The 18,985-nt window shown below is 58.9% G+C and carries 15 protein-coding genes; 9 read left to right on the plus strand and 6 right to left on the minus strand.

The window, feature by feature from the left end:
* Positions 1 to 47 precede the first annotated feature (47 nt).
* Positions 48 to 488 (minus strand): universal stress protein, encoded by a 441-nt coding sequence (locus OQ460_RS07820; protein WP_410021267.1) that lies wholly within the window; start codon positions 486 to 488, stop codon positions 48 to 50.
* Positions 489 to 593: 105 nt separating this feature from the next.
* Here OQ460_RS07820 and OQ460_RS07825 point away from each other — a divergent pair, with 105 nt between their 5' ends.
* From OQ460_RS07825 to OQ460_RS07855, 7 genes are all read left to right on the plus strand, one after another.
* Positions 594 to 1,031 carry a hypothetical protein gene (locus OQ460_RS07825; RefSeq protein ID WP_410021268.1) on the plus strand — a complete coding sequence of 146 codons (438 nt, stop codon included), beginning with the start codon at positions 594 to 596 and terminating at the stop codon, positions 1,029 to 1,031.
* 400 nt (positions 1,032 to 1,431) lie between these two features.
* A complete protein-coding gene (gene fadB / locus OQ460_RS07830; RefSeq protein ID WP_410021269.1) occupies positions 1,432 to 3,579 on the plus strand; it encodes a fatty acid oxidation complex subunit alpha FadB in 2,148 nt (715 codons plus the stop codon).
* A 29-nt stretch (positions 3,580 to 3,608) separates the two neighbouring features.
* Positions 3,609 to 4,784, plus strand: coding sequence for an acetyl-CoA C-acyltransferase FadA (gene fadA, locus OQ460_RS07835; RefSeq protein WP_029300086.1), 1,176 nt, complete (start codon positions 3,609 to 3,611; stop codon positions 4,782 to 4,784).
* 96 nt (positions 4,785 to 4,880) lie between these two features.
* Complete coding sequence (locus tag OQ460_RS07840; protein WP_410021270.1) at positions 4,881 to 5,117, plus strand: DUF1653 domain-containing protein; 237 nt, start codon at positions 4,881 to 4,883, stop codon at positions 5,115 to 5,117.
* 114 nt (positions 5,118 to 5,231) lie between these two features.
* The gene (topA, locus tag OQ460_RS07845) at positions 5,232 to 7,853 is read left to right on the plus strand and encodes a type I DNA topoisomerase (RefSeq protein WP_410021271.1); all 2,622 of its coding nucleotides are present in this window, start codon (positions 5,232 to 5,234) and stop codon (positions 7,851 to 7,853) included.
* An 86-nt stretch (positions 7,854 to 7,939) separates the two neighbouring features.
* Complete coding sequence (locus OQ460_RS07850) at positions 7,940 to 8,461, plus strand: DUF6586 family protein (RefSeq protein WP_410021272.1); 522 nt, start codon at positions 7,940 to 7,942, stop codon at positions 8,459 to 8,461.
* 101 nt (positions 8,462 to 8,562) lie between these two features.
* Positions 8,563 to 8,796, plus strand: coding sequence for a hypothetical protein (locus OQ460_RS07855; protein WP_410021273.1), 234 nt, complete (start codon positions 8,563 to 8,565; stop codon positions 8,794 to 8,796).
* A 156-nt stretch (positions 8,797 to 8,952) separates the two neighbouring features.
* On the opposite strand, the gene sulA is transcribed toward OQ460_RS07855, so the two are convergent.
* Both sulA and lexA read right to left on the minus strand, forming a co-directional pair.
* Positions 8,953 to 9,426: an SOS-induced cell division inhibitor SulA gene (gene sulA, locus OQ460_RS07860; RefSeq protein ID WP_410021274.1), complete on the minus strand. Its 474-nt coding sequence runs from the start codon at positions 9,424 to 9,426 to the stop codon at positions 8,953 to 8,955.
* A gap of 10 nt (positions 9,427 to 9,436) precedes the next feature.
* Complete coding sequence (gene lexA, locus OQ460_RS07865; protein WP_003172575.1) at positions 9,437 to 10,045, minus strand: transcriptional repressor LexA; 609 nt, start codon at positions 10,043 to 10,045, stop codon at positions 9,437 to 9,439.
* Positions 10,046 to 10,307: 262 nt separating this feature from the next.
* On the opposite strand from lexA, the gene OQ460_RS07870 reads away from it, so the two are divergent.
* Positions 10,308 to 11,015 carry a TetR/AcrR family transcriptional regulator gene (locus OQ460_RS07870; protein ID WP_410021275.1) on the plus strand — a complete coding sequence of 236 codons (708 nt, stop codon included), beginning with the start codon at positions 10,308 to 10,310 and terminating at the stop codon, positions 11,013 to 11,015.
* 156 nt (positions 11,016 to 11,171) lie between these two features.
* On the plus strand, positions 11,172 to 12,182 hold the full coding sequence (nagZ, locus tag OQ460_RS07875) for a beta-N-acetylhexosaminidase (RefSeq protein WP_410021276.1): 1,011 nt from the start codon (positions 11,172 to 11,174) through the stop codon (positions 12,180 to 12,182).
* A 19-nt stretch (positions 12,183 to 12,201) separates the two neighbouring features.
* Here nagZ and OQ460_RS07880 read toward each other — a convergent pair whose 3' ends face one another.
* From OQ460_RS07880 to mfd, 3 genes are read right to left on the minus strand one after another with little or no spacing between them, the layout of a single operon-like run.
* The gene (locus tag OQ460_RS07880) at positions 12,202 to 14,895 is read right to left on the minus strand and encodes an SNF2-related protein (protein ID WP_410021277.1); all 2,694 of its coding nucleotides are present in this window, start codon (positions 14,893 to 14,895) and stop codon (positions 12,202 to 12,204) included.
* A gap of 9 nt (positions 14,896 to 14,904) precedes the next feature.
* On the minus strand, positions 14,905 to 15,474 hold the full coding sequence (locus tag OQ460_RS07885) for a CsiV family protein (RefSeq protein WP_410021278.1): 570 nt from the start codon (positions 15,472 to 15,474) through the stop codon (positions 14,905 to 14,907).
* A gap of 10 nt (positions 15,475 to 15,484) precedes the next feature.
* The gene (gene mfd, locus OQ460_RS07890) at positions 15,485 to 18,934 is read right to left on the minus strand and encodes a transcription-repair coupling factor (RefSeq protein WP_410021279.1); all 3,450 of its coding nucleotides are present in this window, start codon (positions 18,932 to 18,934) and stop codon (positions 15,485 to 15,487) included.
* Positions 18,935 to 18,985: the final 51 nt, after the last annotated feature.

An 18,985-nucleotide genomic window follows, 5' to 3' on the forward strand; every position in this document is an offset into this window, starting at 1 on the left:
CACCGCTTTCGCGAGCAGGCCCGCTCCCACAGGGGTCTCCAGTGTTCTTAAGTATTCTTCACTAGCTTCACCGCCAGCACATCGCAAGGCGCACCGTGCAATACATCGTTGGCGGTGGAGCCCAGCAGCAACGCCAGGCCATGGCGGCCATGGCTGCCAACCACGATCAGGTCGCAGTTCTGTTCCTTGGCCAGGTGATGGATTTCCTGGCGCGGCTGGCCGTAAGTGAGGTGAGAGTTTTCCTTGATCACCTCGGGGTATTTGACGATCAAGCGGTCCAGGCGCTCTTTGGCCTGGTCAAACTGTTGTTGTTGCAACTGGGAAAGGTCCATGGGGACGTCGCCGCCAAAGGCCATGGCCATTGGCTCGACAATATGCACCAGCGACAGTTTGGCGCCGCTGGCGACGGCAAATGCCCGAGCGCGCTTGATCACCGGATCGCACTCTTCGGTCAGGTCCACGGCGACCAGAATATGTTCGTATGACATGAGGCGTTCCTCCAGGGGACTGCAATAAGTTCAGTATGGCTGCTTTGAGGCGGATGGGGTTGCGTCAGGTCAAATCCGCTCATCTACAAATTCGGGAGTACACATATGACGGTCTGGATAGTGGTGTCAATCCTTGTAGTGGTCCTGAGCCCCCTGGCATGGCTGCGCCCATCGCGCCATCAGAGCGGGCGCATGGCGCTGCGCATGGAAGCCCGCCGTATCGGCCTGGCCATGCAGCTGACGCCCCAGGAGTGGCCGCACTGGCTCCAGCAAGAGCCGCCCAGCCCCTGTGCGCAGTACCATCGACCACGCCGCGGGAACAAACCTTCGACCTGGAGTTATTGGCAGTTGAAGCCAGGGGTGTGGGTCAACCAATGGCAGGAGGTGTGTGTTGATGAAAAGTTGTTGCCGCATTTTTCAACGCTGCCGGCCAATGTCTACAAGGTCGAGGCGGACAGGCAAATGATCGCTTTGTGCTGGGGAGAGAAGGGTGATGCGAATGACTTGCAGGCTATCAATGCGTTGCTCAAGGCGCTGGCCTGACACAATCCCATCGTAGCAGCGAGCTGGCTCACTCCTACCGAAAAGCCAGGCCGGGTGCCCGTCGCCCGTATAGCCTTCTTAGTAATTCTCTGATTATTGATTCTGTGAATGCCCGCATATTGATCTGCCATCGCGGTTGCGAAGTGACTGCAAAGTCGCGTTTTTACGGCTCTTGCGAGCGATTGACAATTGTCGTCAATTGGATGAAGGTGGCGTACCCAAATCAAACGGGCGTATGAATTGAGCGTTTGTCTTTCAGACTGTTCGTACAGAATCCCGACTATCGCGTTGGCGGGTGTGCCTGGCGAATTAGCGTTAGCATCGACGGTAACGTCAGTGTCTACGCTGAGGCCTGCGCTCGACGTGTACTGTTTAGCTTCCATATCGTGGAGATCAGTTGATGATTTACGAAGGTAAAGCCATCACGGTTAAGGCTCTTGAAAGTGGCATCGTCGAATTGAAATTCGACCTCAAGGGTGAGTCCGTCAACAAGTTCAACCGTCTAACCCTGAACGAATTGCGTCAGGCTGTAGATACCATCAAGGCTGATGCATCGATCAAAGGTGTGATCGTCTCCAGCGGCAAGGACGTGTTTATCGTCGGCGCCGACATCACTGAATTCGTCGACAACTTCAAGCTGCCCGATGCCGAGCTGGTGGCTGGCAACCTCGAAGCCAACAAGATTTTCAGCGACTTCGAAGACCTCAACGTACCGACCGTTGCCGCGATCAATGGCATCGCGCTGGGCGGCGGTCTGGAAATGTGCCTGGCCGCAGATTTCCGCATCATGGCCAGCACTGCGAAAGTCGGCCTGCCGGAAGTCAAGCTGGGCATCTACCCAGGCTTCGGCGGTACCGTGCGCCTGCCGCGCATCATTGGTGCCGACAACGCCATTGAGTGGATCGCCGCCGGTAAGGAAAACGCTGCTGAAGACGCGCTGAAAGTCGGCGCTGTCGACGCAGTAGTGGCGCCCGAGAAGCTCGCTGAAGCCGCATTGAGCCTGGTCAAAGGCGCCATCAGCGGCGAGTTTGACTACAAGGCCAAGCGTCAGCCGAAGCTGGAAAAGCTCAAGCTCAACGCCATCGAACAAATGATGTCGTTCGAAACCGCCAAGGGTTTTGTGGCTGGCCAGGCCGGCCCGAACTACCCGGCGCCGGTCGAAGCGATCAAGACCATCCAGAAGGCTGCTAACTTCGGTCGCGACAAAGCCCTGGAAGTGGAAGCTGCAGGCTTCGTCAAATTGGCGAAAACCTCGGCTGCCCAGAGCCTGATCGGCTTGTTCCTGAACGATCAGGAACTGAAGAAAAAGGCCAAGGCCTATGACGAAATCGCCAAGGAAGTGAAACAGGCCGCCGTACTCGGCGCCGGTATCATGGGTGGCGGTATCGCCTATCAGTCGGCGTCCAAAGGCACGCCGATCCTGATGAAAGACATCAACGAACACGGGATCGAGCAGGGCCTGGCGGAAGCCGCAAAACTGCTGGTGGGCCGCGTTGATAAAGGTCGCATGACCGCTGCAAAAATGGCTGAAGTGCTTAACGGTATTCGTCCTACGCTGTCCTACGGTGATTTCGGTCACGTCGACCTGGTGGTCGAAGCGGTTGTCGAGAATCCGAAGGTCAAGCAGGCGGTATTGGCTGAAGTCGAAGCTCAGGTCAAGGAAGACACCATTCTGGCGTCCAACACCTCGACCATTTCCATCACGTTGCTGGCCAAGGCCCTCAAGCGTCCGGAAAACTTCGTCGGCATGCACTTCTTCAACCCGGTGCACATGATGCCGCTGGTGGAAGTGATCCGTGGCGAGAAGTCCAGCGAGCTGGCCGTTGCCACCACCGTGGCCTACGCCAAGAAAATGGGCAAGAACCCTATTGTGGTCAACGACTGCCCGGGCTTTTTGGTCAACCGCGTGCTGTTCCCGTACTTCGGCGGTTTCGCCAAGCTGGTGAGCGCTGGTGTGGACTTTGTGCGCATCGATAAGGTCATGGAAAAATTCGGCTGGCCAATGGGCCCGGCGTACCTGATGGACGTGGTCGGTATCGACACTGGCCATCACGGCCGTGACGTAATGGCTGAAGGTTTCCCGGACCGCATGAAAGACGACCGCCGTTCGGCTGTCGACGCGCTCTACGAAGCCAAGCGCCTGGGCCAGAAGAATGGCAAGGGTTTCTACGCCTACGAGACCGACAAGAAGGGCAAGCAGAAGAAAGTTGCCGACCCGTCTGTGCACGAGGTCCTCGCGCCAATCGTCTACGAGCAGCGTGAGGTGTCCGACGAGGACATCATCAACTGGATGATGATCGCACTGTGCCTGGAAACTGTACGTTGCCTGGAAGACGGCATCGTTGAAACCGCTGCCGAAGCCGATATGGGCCTGGTCTACGGTATTGGTTTCCCTCCATTCCGTGGCGGTGCGTTGCGTTATATCGATTCCATCGGTGTGGCCGAGTTCGTTGCCCTGGCTGATCAATACGCTGATTTGGGCCCGCTGTACCACCCGACCGCGAAGCTGCGTGAGATGGCCAAGAACGGTCAGAGCTTCTTCGGTTAAGCGCCCAAACGACTAGAGCGAGAATATTTATGAGCTTGAATCCAAGAGACGTCGTGATTGTCGACTTCGGTCGTACTCCGATGGGCCGCTCCAAGGGCGGCATGCACCGCAACACCCGCGCCGAGGACATGTCGGCACACTTGATCAGCAAACTGCTGGAGCGCAACGTCAAGGTCGACCCGAACGAAGTCGAGGACGTGATCTGGGGGTGTGTGAACCAGACCCTGGAGCAGGGCTGGAACATCGCGCGCATGGCGTCGCTGATGACCCAGATCCCGCACACCGCTGCCGGCCAGACCGTCAGCCGGTTGTGTGGTTCGTCCATGAGCGCGTTGCACACTGCTGCCCAGGCGATCATGACCGGCAACGGTGATGTGTTCGTGGTCGGTGGTGTGGAGCACATGGGCCACGTCAGCATGATGCATGGCGTCGATCCGAACCCGCACATGTCCCTGTACGCGGCGAAAGCCTCGGGCATGATGGGCCTGACTGCGGAAATGCTTGGCAAGATGCACGGCATCACTCGTGAAGCCCAGGACGCCTTCGGCCTGCGCTCCCACCAGCTTGCCCACAAGGCGACCCTGGAAGGGAAGTTCAAGGATGAGATCATCCCGATGAACGGTTACGACGAGAACGGTTTCCTGAAACTGTTCGACTACGACGAAACCATTCGTCCGGATACCACCCTGGAAAGCCTGGCGGCCCTCAAGCCGGCGTTCAATCCAAAGGGTGGCACCGTGACAGCCGGTACTTCGTCGCAAATCACCGACGGCGCTTCGTGCATGATCGTGATGTCGGCTCAGCGCGCCCAGGACCTGGGGATCCAGCCTCTGGCGGTGATCCGTTCCATGGCCGTAGCGGGTGTGGACCCGGCGATCATGGGCTATGGTCCAGTACCGGCGACACAAAAAGCCTTGAAGCGCGCGGGCCTGAGCATCTCCGATATCGACTTCTTCGAACTCAACGAAGCTTTCGCCGCACAGGCCTTGCCCGTGCTGAAAGATTTGAAAGTACTCGACAAGATGAATGAGAAGGTTAACCTGCACGGCGGCGCGATTGCCCTGGGCCACCCATTCGGGTGCTCCGGTGCACGTATCTCCGGCACGTTGCTCAACGTGATGAAGCAAAATGGCGGCAACCTCGGGGTAGCTACCATGTGCATTGGCTTGGGCCAAGGCATCTCCACCGTCTTCGAACGCGTTTAAGCGTTGGGTTGATGGAAGCCGGGGCCCAGTGCCCCGGTTTTTGTTTTTTGGGTTTTTTTTATATTTTTTTTAACAAGATTTGTGAGGAGCCAGAGCATGAAAGTCGAACCCGGGCTCTACCAGCATTATAAAGGTCCGCAGTACCGCGTTTTTAACGTGGCGCGGCATTCCGAGACCGAAGAGCAAGTGGTGTTTTACCAAGCACTGTATGGTGATTACGGCTTTTGGGTGCGTCCCTTGAGTATGTTCCTGGAGACCGTCGAGGTTGACGGCGAACAGGTCCCGCGCTTTGCTTTGATCCAGGCCGAACCCAGTCTTTTTTCAGGGCAATAACGGCAGGTCGCGCAGGATGCTGCGCTTGACCTCACTCTGTTGCCACTATATATAGCGTTGCCGCGTCAGGCGCCAACCGCCTTTCACTTCTCGAATTCAGGAATTTTCCGATCCATGGGCAAATCGCTGGTCATTGTGGAATCCCCGGCTAAGGCCAAGACCATCAACAAGTACTTGGGCAACGAGTACGTGGTGAAGTCGAGTATCGGCCATATCCGCGACTTGCCCACGAGCGGCTCGGCGAGTGCCAGCAAGGAGCCTGCCGCCAAGCGTGGCAAGGCCGCTGCGGGCGAAGGCCCGGTGCTCTCGCCAAAAGAGAAAGCCCGCAAGCAGTTGGTCTCGCGCATGGGTGTCGATCCTGATCATGGCTGGAAAGCCAAGTACGAGATCCTGCCGGGCAAGGAAAAGGTCATCGAAGAGCTGCGCCGGCTCGCCAAGGATGCTGACACCATCTATCTCGCAACGGACTTGGACCGCGAAGGGGAAGCCATTGCCTGGCACCTGCGGGAAGCCATTGGTGGTGATGACAGCCGCTACAAGCGCGTGGTGTTCAACGAAATCACCAAGAAAGCCATCCAGGAAGCCTTCTCCAAGCCGGGCGAGCTGGATATTGATCGCGTCAACGCCCAGCAGGCGCGGCGCTTCCTCGATCGCGTTGTGGGCTACATGGTTTCGCCACTGCTGTGGGCGAAGATTGCCCGCGGCCTGTCCGCCGGCCGGGTGCAATCGGTCGCGGTGAAGTTGGTGGTAGAGCGTGAGCGTGAGATTCGTGCGTTCAACCCTGAAGAATATTGGGAAGTCCACGCCGACCTCGGCACAGCCAAGGGCGCAACCGTGCGCTTTGACGTGGCCCGTGAGAACGGCGAAGCCTTCAAGCCGCTCAACGAAGCCCAGGCCATGGCTGCGCTGGAAAAGCTCAAGGCTTCCAGCTACAGCATCATCAAGCGCGAAGACAAGCCTACCAGCAGCAAGCCGTCAGCGCCGTTCATCACCTCCACCTTGCAACAGGCTGCCAGCAATCGCCTGGGGTTCGGGGTGAAGAAGACCATGATGATGGCCCAGCGTTTGTACGAAGCGGGCTACATCACTTACATGCGTACCGACTCTACCAACCTTTCGGTGGATGCGGTGGCGATGGCGCGTACCTATATTGAAAGTGAGTTCGGCAAGAAATACCTGCCGGAATCCCCGAACGTCTACAGCAGCAAGGAAGGCGCGCAAGAGGCTCACGAAGCAATTCGACCGTCCGACGCCAATACCGAGCCAAGCAAGCTCAGTGGCATGGAGCGCGACGCTGAGCGCCTCTACGAGCTGATCTGGCGCCAGTTCCTGGCCTGCCAGATGCTGCCGGCGCAATACCTGTCCACCACCGTCAGTGTCGGTGCCGGGGACTTCGAGCTGCGCGCCAAGGGCCGCATCCTCAAGTTCGATGGCTACACCCGTGTGATGCCGCAAATCGCTAAGCCTGGCGATGACGATGTGCTGCCGGACATGGCCCAGGGCGATGTGTTGAAGTTGATCAAGCTCGACCCGTCCCAGCACTTCACCAAGCCGCCGGCGCGTTATTCGGAAGCCAGTCTGGTCAAGGAAATGGAAAAGCGTGGTATCGGTCGTCCTTCGACGTACGCTGCGATTATTTCCACCATCCAGGATCGCGGCTACGTGGCGCTGCACAACCGGCGTTTCTATTCGGAAAAGATGGGCGATATCGTCACTGAACGTTTGTCCGAGAGTTTCTCCAACCTGATGGACTACGGCTTCACCGCCGGTATGGAAGAGAACCTCGATGACGTGGCTCAAGGCGAGCGCGACTGGAAAAACGTGCTCGACGAGTTCTACGGCGACTTCAAGAAAAAACTCGAAGTGGCGGAGAGCCCCGAGAGCGGCATGCGGGCCAACCAGCCAGTGATGACGGATATTCCGTGCCTGACTTGCGGTCGTCCTATGCAGATCCGTACCGCGTCTACCGGTGTGTTCCTGGGTTGTTCGGGTTACAGCCTGCCACCGAAAGAGCGCTGCAAGGCAACCGTCAACCTGGTGCCGGGCGATGAAATTGCGGCCGATGACGAGGGGGAGTCCGAGTCGCTGGTACTGCGTGGCAAGCATCGTTGCCCGATCTGCAGCACGGCGATGGATGCCTACCTGCTGGACGAGAAGCACAAGCTGCACATCTGCGGTAACAACCCCGATTGCAACGGCTACGAGATCGAAGAAGGCACTTACCGTATCAAGGGCTACGAAGGTCCGAGCCTGGAATGCGACAAGTGTGGCAGTGAGATGCAGCTCAAGACGGGTCGATTCGGCAAGTTCTTCGGTTGCACTAACCCGACGTGCAAGAACACTCGCAAACTGCTGAAAAGCGGTGATGCGGCGCCGCCGAAGATGGATCCGGTGAAGATGCCGGAACTCAAGTGCGAGAAGGTCAACGATACTTACATCCTGCGTGATGGCGCTTCTGGCCTGTTCCTGGCTGCCAGCCAGTTTCCGAAAAATCGCGAGACACGTGCGCCGTTGGTGCTGGAGATCGTGCCGCACAAGGACGAAATTGATCCTAAGTATCACTTCCTTTGCGAAGCGCCGAAGAAGGACCCCGATGGTCGTCCGGCCGTGATCCGTTACAGTCGCAAGACCAAAGAGCAATACGTGCAGACCGAGGTGGATGGCAAGCCTACGGGCTGGAAGGCGTTCTACGATGGAAGCAAGTGGAAGGTCGAGGACAAGCGCCAGGGCGCTTGATCCGCTAACCTGCACCTGCAGGCGCGAGCAAGCTCGCGCCTGCAGAGTCGCCAGCATCACGCCTATTCGTTGTGGAGATTGCCGTTATGGCCAACGAACTCTATACCCGTACCAATCAGAAGATCTATTTCGCGGGTTTGTCCCTGGAAGCCCTTGGTCGTGCCGAGGACGGGAAGGAGATGAATGCTATCGCTCTGGTCCAGGCAGGGCGTGAAGCAGCGTTGTTCCATTTGTATGGCGCCTTACTCGGCCTGTGTCATGAAATCGCCGGGTTCTATCGCTTGCCTCAGGCCGGCGCGGCGCGTGCGGAAATGATCATTGCCCGCGAAGTGCTGGAGACCATGGCCATCCCTGAATTGGCCGAACTGGTGGAAATGGCCCAGAGCCCCGACAGCTGGGTGGCGCGCCTGCTCAAGGCACATAGCGACATGTTCCAGCCGCCACGCGTGCCTCATGTTCCCAAGGGCGATGTAACTCAGCCGCTGATCGTGGCGGTTTCAATGGCGCAGGACGAGCCAAAGCCGTTGAGTCGTGAGGATATGGAAAGCTGGCGTCAGGAGTTGAAGAAACTGGCGCTTCGGTTTCGGGAAGGGTTGAACGAGTGCTGAGCGGCCGATGATCATCGAACAAGGACGCTGACGCTTACTGTGGCAAGCCCACTCGCCACAAGACTGATATAATCCCGCGCTTTCGTGGAGAACAGATTTTTATGCCAACGTCCTTTCTGGAAATTGTTGAATTGCCTGACGGCCGAATTGAGCTGCGCAGGGCTGAGGACGAGGGTTCTCTGGTGACTTTGGACTTTTCTGATGACGCTAAAGCATTCCTGCAAGGCCAGCATGTGGAAGTGGCAAAGGCCATGTTGAGCGTTGGTGTGCAGATGGCAGGGCGCCTTGCCGAAGGCGAGCCAGAGAAAGACGATGGCCCGCGCGTACTTCACTGAGTCCGTTTGTCGGTTTTTTGCAAGGTTAAGGTTACAAAATCGGCTTCTCAATTCTGTAGAAGCCTTGCGTCCATCGCAGGCACTGACTAAGCGTCAGGGCTGCAATCGGACGGTCTGTAAGCGGTGCCCGGATACGCATTGCGCGTTGCTCCAGACTTATCCCAATCGAATGTTCAAGCTTTGTGCATCGCCTGTGCGAGCAGCGCTGATCAATTGCTGCTTGGCTGTTGGGTTCAACGGGTTCAGCCAACTGACTACTGTGTGGCTACGCCCCAGACGCAAGGCTTCGCACGCCAATTGTTGTGCGCTCTGAGTGCCTCGAGGTTGCAGCAGCAGGATGCGCTCGCGGTTCAAGCCTGCATCTCGCAGCCAGGTCTGGGTCAGGCTTGACGGTGGTGCTATCAGGGTCAGCCACCGAGCATCCTGTTCCTGGCTCAGTTCGCGAAGAATGGGGGCCAGCAAGCTCAGGCAGTTCCCGGCAGCGCCGCGCAACGACAATTCACTGAATACCTCGGGGTCGTTGATCCACGGGGATTCAACCGTTTCCTTGAGGCTGGGAGCCAGCGGCTGGGCCAAGAAGGCCTCGAACAGTGGCAATTGTGTGTGTTGCTGGGCGTGTGGGAACTGCATGATGCCTCCGTTAGCGGCGAATAACGCCGACACTCAAGCCTTCGATCACCAAATCCTGGTCTTTCAGGTTCACTTCAATTGGTGCGAACTCTGGGTTTTCGGCCAGGAGCCAGACCTTGCTGCCTTCGCGCTTGAAGCGTTTGACTGTCACTTCGTCACCGATACGCGCAACGACGATCTGGCCATTGCGGGCTTCGCGCGTGGTATGCACGGCCAGTAGGTCGCCGTCAAAGATGCCGACATCCTTCATGCTCATGCCGTGGACCCGTAGCAGGTAATCGGCGCGAGGGTGAAAGAACGTCGGGTTGATGTTGCAGGATTCCTCGACGTGTTGTTGTGCCAGGATGGGGGCGCCGGCGGCAACACGACCGATGATGGGCAGTGTCGATTCGTCGGCCTTGGCCTCGAAGCCCGGAATACGAATGCCTCGGGAAGCCCCTGGCGTCATTTCGATTGCCCCTTTGCGGGCAAGGGCCTTCAGGTGTTCTTCGGCAGCGTTGGGGGATTTGAAACCCAGCTCCAAGGCAATTTCGGCGCGGGTTGGCGGATAGCCGTTATCGTCGAGGCAGCGCTTGATAAAAGCGAGAATCTCAGCTTGGCGTGGCGTCAGTTTTAGCATGTTGATCGCTCTGTCTTTTTATACAGTGACTGGGATTATATACAGTGAATCGCGCTTGGCAATCACCGTTTTCCTTGACGCCGCCAGACGGTCATCTGCCAGTCTCCAAAACGCCTGGAACAGCGCTGCCTACATCCTCTCGAAGATGTGATTAAATAAGCGGCGCACAAGTGACTACCCAGCCGGAAAACGGCCCCGCAGGCTTGACATTACACATTGTGAAACGTATGTTTCAAACAAGTGTTTGTCAGGCGGAGTAGCCATGGCCCAGTCGGAAACCGTTGAACGCATTCTCGATGCTGCCGAGCAGTTGTTCGCGGAAAAAGGATTTGCTGAAACTTCATTGCGGCTGATCACTAGCAAGGCTGGGGTCAATCTTGCTGCAGTGAACTACCATTTCGGTTCAAAAAAGGCTTTGATCCAGGCGGTGTTCTCACGTTTCCTGGGGCCTTTTTGTGTCAGTCTCGATCGTGAGCTGGAACGTCGCCAAGCCAAGCCCGACATTAAACCGAGCCTGGAGGACCTGCTGGAAATCCTGGTCGAGCAGGCGTTGGTGGTGCAGCCGCGCAGTGGCAATGACCTGTCTATCTTCATGCGCCTGCTCGGCCTGGCCTTCAGCCAGAGCCAGGGCCACCTGCGACGTTATCTGGAGGATATGTACGGCAAAGTGTTCCGCCGCTACATGTTGCTGGTCAATGAGGCCGCCCCGCGTATTCCTCCGATCGAACTGTTCTGGCGCGTGCATTTCATGCTTGGTGCGGCAGCGTTCAGCATGTCCGGGATCAAGGCTTTGCGGGCGATTGCCGAAACCGATTTTGGCGTCAACACTTCGATCGAGCAGGTCATGCGCCTGATGGTGCCGTTCCTGGCTGCAGGGATGCGCGCTGAAACAGGTGTTACCGATCAGGCAATGGCTGCCGCGCAGTTACGCCCACGCAGCAAGTCGGTGCCTGCCGCGGCCAAGGTTTAACTGTTTGCGGGTGGGCGTGACTGCTTGCATCCGCTAAGCTAGCCGCCCATGCCGATTCCAAATGTTTATCCCACACCCCGTCGTTCTTTTGAACATTCAGTGCCAGGCCAGACCCTGGTGGTGCGACGGGTTGCGCGCGTTATTTAAGGAAAGTTTATGACTGCTGTCCTGCAAGGCTCTTTGATGGTAGACGTGGCCGGTACCTGGTTGACGGCTGAAGATCGCCACTTGTTGCGTCAACCTGAAGTGGGTGGGCTGATCATTTTTGCGCGCAATATCGAACACCCGCGCCAGGTGCGTGAATTGAGCGCCGCCATTCGTGCCGTGCGCCCGGATCTGCTACTGGCAGTCGATCAGGAAGGCGGGCGGGTTCAGCGCCTGCGCCAGGGTTTCGTGCGCTTGCCGGCCATGCGCGCCCTGGCAGACAACCCGAACGCCGAATTCCTGGCCGAGCAATGTGGCTGGGTCATGGCCACGGAAGTGCTGGCTGCAGGCCTGGATTTGAGCTTTGCCCCGGTACTGGATCTGGATTTTCAGCGTAGCGCCGTCGTGGGCACCCGGTCGTTTGAAGGTGATCCCGAGCGTGCCGCGTTATTGGCTGGAGCTTTTATCCGTGGCATGAATGGCGCGGGCATGGCGGCTACCGGCAAGCATTTTCCGGGTCATGGCTGGGCCGAGGCAGACTCCCACGTCGCGATTCCCAATGATGAGCGCAGCCTGGAGCAGATCCGCGCCAATGATCTGGTGCCGTTCGCTCGGTTGAGCAAGCAGTTGGCGGCGGTGATGCCGGCTCATGTCATTTACCCGCAGGTCGACAACAAGCCCGCGGGGTTTTCGCGTCGTTGGTTGCAGGACATCCTGCGTGGCGAATTGCAGTTCGACGGGGTGATTTTCAGCGATGACCTGTCCATGGCTGGTGCGCATGTGGTGGGGGACGCTGCCAGTCGTATTGAAGCTGCCTTGACGGCGGGATGTGACATGGGATTGGTGTGCAACGACCGCGCGGCCGCTGAATTGGCGCTGACTGCTGCGCAACGGATGAAGGTCACGCCATCGGCGCGCATCGCGCGGATGCGCGGGCAAGCCATTGCTTCAACGGATTACAAGCAGGATCCACGTTGGCTGGCGGCCCTTGGCGCGTTGCGCGAGGCTCAATTGATCGAGTGACGACCCGCGTATTTAGGGGTTACCTTTTTTCCTGCTTGTTGGGCAGCGGGGCAAATAGCGCTTCTATGTCGTCATTGCCCAGCTTCCAATCTCCGGTGGTACGGCCATCCAGTACGCCTGCAGCAAGGTCAGACTTTTCTTGCTGTAGTGCCTGAATCTTTTCTTCCACTGTACCCCGGGCAATCATTTTGTAGACGAACACCGGTTTCTCCTGGCCAATGCGATACGCACGGTCAGTGGCCTGGTTTTCCGTGGCCGGGTTCCACCAGGGGTCGTAGTGGATCACCGTGTCTGCTTCTGTCAGGTTCAGCCCTACGCCACCAGCCTTCAGGCTGATCAGAAAAATCTGCAGCTTACCGCTTTGGAAATCTCTAACCGGTGTGCGCCGATCCCGGGTCTGGCCGGTCAATAGCGCGTAGGCGACACCGCGTTTTTTCAGCTCGGCCTCAATCAGGCCGAGCATGGAAGTGAACTGGGAAAACAGCAGTATCCTGCGACCCTCGGCAAATAACTCTTCAAGCATCTCCATCAAGCTATCGAGCTTGCCGGAACTGCTGCCGCGTGCAGGCAGGTTGGCGTCGTTCACCAGTCGCAGGTCGCAACAGACCTGTCGCAACTTGAGCAATGCTTCCAGGATAATGATCTGGCTACGGGCCACGCCCTTGCGAGTGATCTCGTCGCGGACCTTCTTGTCCATTGCCAGGCGCATGGTTTCGTATACGTCGCGCTGGGCTTCGTTGAGGTCGACCCAGTGGATAATTTCCGTCTTGGGCGGCAGTTCGGTCGCTACCTCTTCCTTGGTACGGCGCAACAGGAATGGCTTGATCCGAGCATTGAGGTGTTGCAATCGCACTTCGCTGCCGCGTTTTTCGATGGGGACGCGGTAGTCGCGGTTGAAGTTTTTCACGTCCCCCAGCCAGCCTGGCAGCAGGAAGTGGAAAAGCGACCAGAGTTCGCCCAAGTGGTTTTCCAGCGGCGTACCACTCAGGCACAGGCGCTGGCGGGCATTCAGCTCGCGGGCAGCCTGTGCGGCCTTGCTGGTGGGGTTCTTGATGTATTGGGCTTCATCCAGGATCAGGACATGCAGCGGCAGCGCGGCGAGAGTTTCGACGTCTTTGGGCAGCAGTGCATAGGTGGTCAGCAGCAGGTCGTAATTGTGCAGTTCGGCAAAATGCTTCTTGCGCCCGGCACCATACAGCGCAAGGACCTTGAGCTGTGGCGTGAAGTGCGCCGCTTCGTCAAGCCAGTTGGGGATCAGGCTGGTGGGCATCACCACCATGCAGGGGCGATCCAGGCGCCCGGCGATTTTTTCGCTGAGAATATGCGCCAGGGTTTGCAGGGTCTTGCCCAGGCCCATGTCGTCCGCAAGAATCCCGCCCACTTCAAGCTGTCGCAATGATTGCATCCAGCTCAGGCCTTCGAGTTGATAAGGGCGCAAGGTAGCGTTCAGGCCCGCGGGTGCGACGGCGCTGAAATTCTTGATATTGCGCAGGCGTTGGGCAAAGTTGCGGATCTGTTCGCCACCTTCCCATTGCAGTGGCAGGTCTTCCAGCGGATTGAGGCGGATCGCGTCGGCCTTGGCCAGGCGCAGGGCAGTGGTGCCCGGTTCTTGCAGGTAGAACTCGCCAAGGGTCGCAAGCACCGGTTTCAGTCGTCCATAGGGCAGTGCAACCTGCAGCGGGCCGTGGCCGTCATTTGGCAGGCCGGGAATATGAACCAGGATCAGTTCGTCATCGCGGCGGCGGGCGAGCTTTTCCGGGTTGAGGATTTCGGTGTGGGAGCGCATCAGGTTCAGCAGGATCGGCAGCAGGCTCAGCCGTTGGCCGTTGACGATGATGCCAAGCTCCAGGTCGAACCAGTCGCGTTCTGCTGACTCCTCGACGCTGGCGTACCAGTCATCGACAGGGCTCAAGTCGAAGCCGAAATCCTCGTCAATCTGTAATTCCCAGCCTTCGTCGCGCAATGTGGGCGAGGCGTTGAGGGTGAAGTTCAGCCAGGCGCTGTCGTTGACCATCTCAAACAATTCGCCAGCGCTTTCCGGCAGGGCCTTGCTCTGGCGGGTGGCAATCTTGAAACCTAGCAGTCTTAGCCGTTCACGAAACCGTTGTTCGGTTTCGGGGTGCCGCTTGACCCGCAGGCTCCGGGTTTCCTCGCGCACAATAATGTCTGCGTTCTTATGGCCGCTGACGTAGTTACCCTGATAGTTGAAGGACAGCGCAGCCCGGTGTTGGATGTAACGCTGCATCTTGCCGTTACGCGGCTCAAAGGCGCTGAACTCGATGCTCGCCAGCCATAGGCGCGGGATGGGCTGAACATCATCGAGGATCACTTGCGGCAGTGCCACGCGGTTGTCCAGCACTGCCTGCAGCTTCTCCAGCAACTCGGCATCCTTGGCGGCTGCGGGGTAGGCCAGGGTTTCCTGGACCTTGAGCAGTACTGCCGCGATGTGCTTGCAATTGGTATGTACGGGGCAGCTACAGCGACTGTCCACCAGGATCAACATGCCCTTGGCCGACTCGCGCAGGGTGATCGTCTGGCGATAGACATTGGACCCCGAGCCTTCGCAACTGGCAATAATGGTGCTGTCACCGGACTCGACAATCCGTACGCGGTTTTCCAGAGCGTAGCGTCGACCGCGCTCAAGGCTTTGCTCTTTGAAACGGTTGGCCCATGAAGGCGCCAGGGGCTTGGTCAGCGACGACGGCAGGGGCATGGCGCTATGTCAGTCCTGAAGGTCGAGCGGTGGCGCGCTGGGCGGTTTGGCGGTCAAGGAGGTGACCTTGATCAGCAGGGCCAAGTGGCCGCCGTCCAGGTAGTTGAGCTGGTTGTTCTTGGTGCGCACGTCTTTCTGGCTCAAATGCTCGCTGGCAACGATGCTGCCGTTGTCGTCGAACCGGTTGATCCAGAAATCGGCATCGATATTAGTGAAGCGCCCCAGTTGCAGGTTCAGCACGCCTTCGATAGGGAATTGGCTGTATTGCTCCTGGCCGTCGGTGACTCTTATCTTGACCGACTGCTCGCCGAGGTTCTGCTCCCAGGCTTTGTGCAGCAGCACGGTGTAGTCGCTGTTGGCCCGAAGTTTTTCGACGATGTTGTTCAGGCGTGGCGGGCTGGGCTTTTCGCTGCCCTGGCGTGGCGCCCCGACATCCCAGTCTTCCGGGGCCGGGCGGCTGTTGATCACCGGCTCCGCATTCTGGCGGATCAGGATCATCTCCACCTGATAGAGGCTGTCGGCAAATGCCGAAGGTGCAGCGACCACCAACAACAGACTCAGGATACGAAGCAGGCGCATGGGGCGTCCTTCAGGCAGTTTTCGGGATGAGGCGCTCAAACAGCGCCTCCAATGTATTAAAGCGTTCTTCGGCGCGTTCCATTGGCACCATGAATTTGAACAGCGTTGCGCCTTCGAACTTGTAGCGATTAGGTTGGCCCTGAATCAGCTTGATCAATACCAGCGGATCCACGGGGGTCTGCGCTTCAAACTCGATGCGTCCACCCTGGGGGCCGGCATCGACTTTCTTGATGCCCAGTTGCTCGGCCTGCAATTTGAGCAGCGTCAGGCGTACCAGGTTCTTGGTCGGTTCCGGTAGCAGGCCGAAGCGGTCGATCATCTCCACTTGCAGGTCCTTGAGGCCTTCTTCGTCGGTGGCTGAGGCGATGCGCTTATACAAGATCAGTCGCGCATGAACGTCCGGCAAGTAGTCTTCGGGAATCAACGCCGGCAAGCGCAGGTTGATTTCCGGGCCACCGCCCAGCGGTTGGTCAAGGTTCGGTTGTTCGCCCTTGCGGATGGCTTTCACCGCGCGCTCGAGCATTTCCATGTACAGCGTGAAGCCGACCGCCTGGATCTGCCCGCTCTGGCCGTCCCCCAGCAGTTCGCCGGCACCACGGATTTCAAGGTCGTTGGTGGCCAGCACGAAGCCTGCCCCCAGGTCCTGGGTGTTGGCGATAGCTTCCAGACGCTTTTCGGCGTCGGAGGTGATCTGCTGGCGCGGCGGTGTGAGTAAATACGCATACGCCTGGTGGTGGCTGCGCCCGACCCGGCCGCGCAACTGGTGTAACTGCGCCAGGCCGAACTTGTCGGCCCGCTCGATGATAATGGTGTTGGCGCTTGGCACGTCGATGCCGGTTTCGATGATGGTCGAGGCGATCAGCACGTTGAAACGCTTGTGGTAGAAGTCGCTCATCACCTGCTCGAGTTCGCGTTCGCGCATCTGCCCGTGGCCGATGGCGATCCGTGCTTCCGGCACTAGTTCGGCCAGGTCGGCGGCGCATTTCTCGATGGTCTTGACGTCGTTGTGCAGGTAATAAACCTGCCCGCCTCGCAGCAGCTCCCGCAGCAACGCTTCCTTGACCGTGCTTTTGTTCTGCTCCATGACGAAGGTGCGCACCGACAGGCGCCGCGCGGGCGGCGTGGCAATGATCGACAGGTCGCGCATGCCAGACACCGCCATGTTCAGCGTGCGTGGGATCGGCGTGGCGGTGAGGGTCAGGATGTCGACCTCACTGCGCAGGGCCTTGAGCTGTTCTTTCTGGCGCACGCCAAAGCGATGTTCTTCGTCGATGATCACCAGGCCCAGGTTCTTGATCTTTACATCGTCCGACAGCAGTTTGTGGGTGCCGATCACGATGTCGATCTTGCCTTCTGCCAAGTCAGCGACCGCTGCGTTGACCTCCTTGGCGGACTTGAAGCGGCTCATCACTTCCACAGTCACCGGCCAATCGGCAAAGCGGTCACGAAAGCTGTTGTAGTGCTGCTGGGCGAGCAGGGTGGTGGGGACGAGAATCGCCACCTGGCGACCGCCGTGCACCGCAATGAAGGCTGCGCGCATCGCCACTTCGGTCTTGCCGAAGCCCACGTCGCCGCAGACCAGGCGGTCCATCGGTTTGGGCGCCAGCATGTCGGCGCGCACGGCGTCGATGGTGGTTTGCTGGTCCGGGGTTTCTTCAAAGGCGAAGCCGGCGCTGAACGTCGCGTAGTCGGCCTTCGGATCGGCGAAGGCGTAGCCCTCGCGAGCGGCACGCCGGGCATAGATGTCGAGCAGTTCGGCGGCCACGTCACGCACCTGCTCTGCGGCTTTGCGCTTGGCTTTCTGCCAGGTTTCGGAGCCCAGGCGGTGTAGCGGCGCCAGGGCATCGTCGCTGCCGGTGTAGCGGGCGATCAGGTGCAGGTTGGCCACGGGTACGTAGAGCTTCGCGCCCTCGGCGTATTCCATGGTGAGGAATTCGGCGGTCTGGTTATCGATCTCTAGAGTCGCCAACCCCAGGTAACGCCCGACACCGTGGTCGATATGCACTACCGGCGCGCCTTCGCGCAGTTCGGTGAGGTTCTTGATTACCGCATCGTTGTTGGCGTCGGCGCGCTTTTCCCGACGTCTGCGCTGCATCACGCGTTGACCGAACAGCGGGCTTTCGGCTATCAGCGCCAGGGCCGGGTCGTTCAGTACCAGGCCTTCGTCCAGCGGTGCAATAGTGATCGCCAGCCGATCCTTGCTGGCGACAAAGTCTGGCCAACTGTCTACGGTTTTGGGCCGCAGTTTCAGGCGTTCGAGCAGTTCCAGCAGCACTTCGCGGCGGCCGGCGGATTCGGCAGTGAACAGCACGCGGCCAGGGAAGTCGCCGAGGAAGTTGGAGAGCGCTTCCAGTGGTTGGTTGGCCTTGGCCTGGATCGCCAGGTCTGGCAGCGCTTGTGCGGGGAAACGCTCACGGCCAACACCGGTTTCCACGTCCTGCTGGCTGGCGACTACGCGCGGCCAGTTTTTCAGGCGGGCGAAGCAGTCTTCCACCGGCAGGAACAATTCCGCGGGCGGCAATAAAGGGCGGGCCGGGTCGACGCGACGCTCTTCATAGCGGTTTCGCACATCGTTCCAGAAGTTCTCCGCCGCCTGCTCGATGCCGGGCAGGGAGAACACTTGGGTGTCCTGGGGTAGGTAATCGAATAGGGTCGAGGTTTCATCGAAGAACAGCGGCAGGTAGTACTCGATACCGGCCGGTGTAATCCCGCTGCTCAGGTCTTGAAAGATCGGGCAGCGACGGAAGTCCACGTCAAAACGCTCGCGAAAGCGCGCCTTGAAGCGCGTCACTGCGTCTTTTTGCAGCGGGAATTCCCGGGCTGGCAGCAGCTTGACCGACTCGACCTTGTCGATGGAACGCTGGTTTTCCGGATCGAAGGTGCGCAGGGTTTCGATTTCGTCATCGAACAGGTCGATCCGATAAGGCAGTTTGCTGCCCATCGGGAACAGATCGATCAGCGCCCCACGCACTGCGAACTCGCCGTGCTCGTACACCGTGTCGACACAACGGTAGCCGCTGGCTTCAAGGCGCGTGCGCATTTGTTCCACGTCGAGCTTCTGGCCGATATCCAGCACCAGGCTGCTGCCCAGCAGGAACTTGGTCGGTGCCAGGCGGTGCAGGGCGGTGGTGATCGGCACTACCAGCACACCATGGGCGAGTTCCGGCAGGCGGTACAGGCTGGCGATGCGCTGGGAGATGATGTCCTGATGCGGCGAGAACAGATCGTAGGGCAGGGTTTCCCAGTCCGGAAAATGCAGTACCGGCAAATCGGGGGCGAAGAAGCTCAGCTCCTGCTCCAGTCGTTCAGCGCTTTGGCTGTCGGCGGTCAGCAGCAGGGTAAAGCGCTTGGCTGCGCTGGCAGCCTCGGCGATGGCCAGGCTCAGGGCGGCACCGGGCAAGTTGCCCCAATGCTGTTTACCTGCTTCGGCAGGGAGTAGCGGTAGACGCAGGACGGGCACGGATGTTTGAGCTCCAGCGTTGCGACAAAGTCGGTAATTGTAACGGCCCGG

Origin of the sequence: Pseudomonas imrae (assembly GCF_046352735.2) — a bacterium.
Classification (GTDB): domain Bacteria; phylum Pseudomonadota; class Gammaproteobacteria; order Pseudomonadales; family Pseudomonadaceae; genus Aquipseudomonas; species Aquipseudomonas imrae.

What these genes read in the sequence shown, in the direction of transcription:
- topA (WP_410021271.1), top strand. Translation starts at nt 5,232, where the DNA reads ATGGGCAAATCGCTGGTCATTGTGGAATCCCCGGCTAAGGCCAAGACC.
- OQ460_RS07820 (WP_410021267.1), bottom strand. Translation starts at nt 488, where the DNA reads ATGTCATACGAACATATTCTGGTCGCCGTGGACCTGACCGAAGAGTGC.
- nagZ (WP_410021276.1), top strand. Translation starts at nt 11,172, where the DNA reads ATGACTGCTGTCCTGCAAGGCTCTTTGATGGTAGACGTGGCCGGTACC.
- fadA (WP_029300086.1), top strand. Translation starts at nt 3,609, where the DNA reads ATGAGCTTGAATCCAAGAGACGTCGTGATTGTCGACTTCGGTCGTACT.
- sulA (WP_410021274.1), bottom strand. Translation starts at nt 9,426, where the DNA reads ATGCAGTTCCCACACGCCCAGCAACACACACAATTGCCACTGTTCGAG.
- OQ460_RS07870 (WP_410021275.1), top strand. Translation starts at nt 10,308, where the DNA reads ATGGCCCAGTCGGAAACCGTTGAACGCATTCTCGATGCTGCCGAGCAG.
- fadB (WP_410021269.1), top strand. Translation starts at nt 1,432, where the DNA reads ATGATTTACGAAGGTAAAGCCATCACGGTTAAGGCTCTTGAAAGTGGC.
- OQ460_RS07850 (WP_410021272.1), top strand. Translation starts at nt 7,940, where the DNA reads ATGGCCAACGAACTCTATACCCGTACCAATCAGAAGATCTATTTCGCG.
- OQ460_RS07855 (WP_410021273.1), top strand. Translation starts at nt 8,563, where the DNA reads ATGCCAACGTCCTTTCTGGAAATTGTTGAATTGCCTGACGGCCGAATT.
- lexA (WP_003172575.1), bottom strand. Translation starts at nt 10,045, where the DNA reads ATGCTAAAACTGACGCCACGCCAAGCTGAGATTCTCGCTTTTATCAAG.
- OQ460_RS07825 (WP_410021268.1), top strand. Translation starts at nt 594, where the DNA reads ATGACGGTCTGGATAGTGGTGTCAATCCTTGTAGTGGTCCTGAGCCCC.
- OQ460_RS07885 (WP_410021278.1), bottom strand. Translation starts at nt 15,474, where the DNA reads ATGCGCCTGCTTCGTATCCTGAGTCTGTTGTTGGTGGTCGCTGCACCT.
- OQ460_RS07880 (WP_410021277.1), bottom strand. Translation starts at nt 14,895, where the DNA reads ATGCCCCTGCCGTCGTCGCTGACCAAGCCCCTGGCGCCTTCATGGGCC.
- OQ460_RS07840 (WP_410021270.1), top strand. Translation starts at nt 4,881, where the DNA reads ATGAAAGTCGAACCCGGGCTCTACCAGCATTATAAAGGTCCGCAGTAC.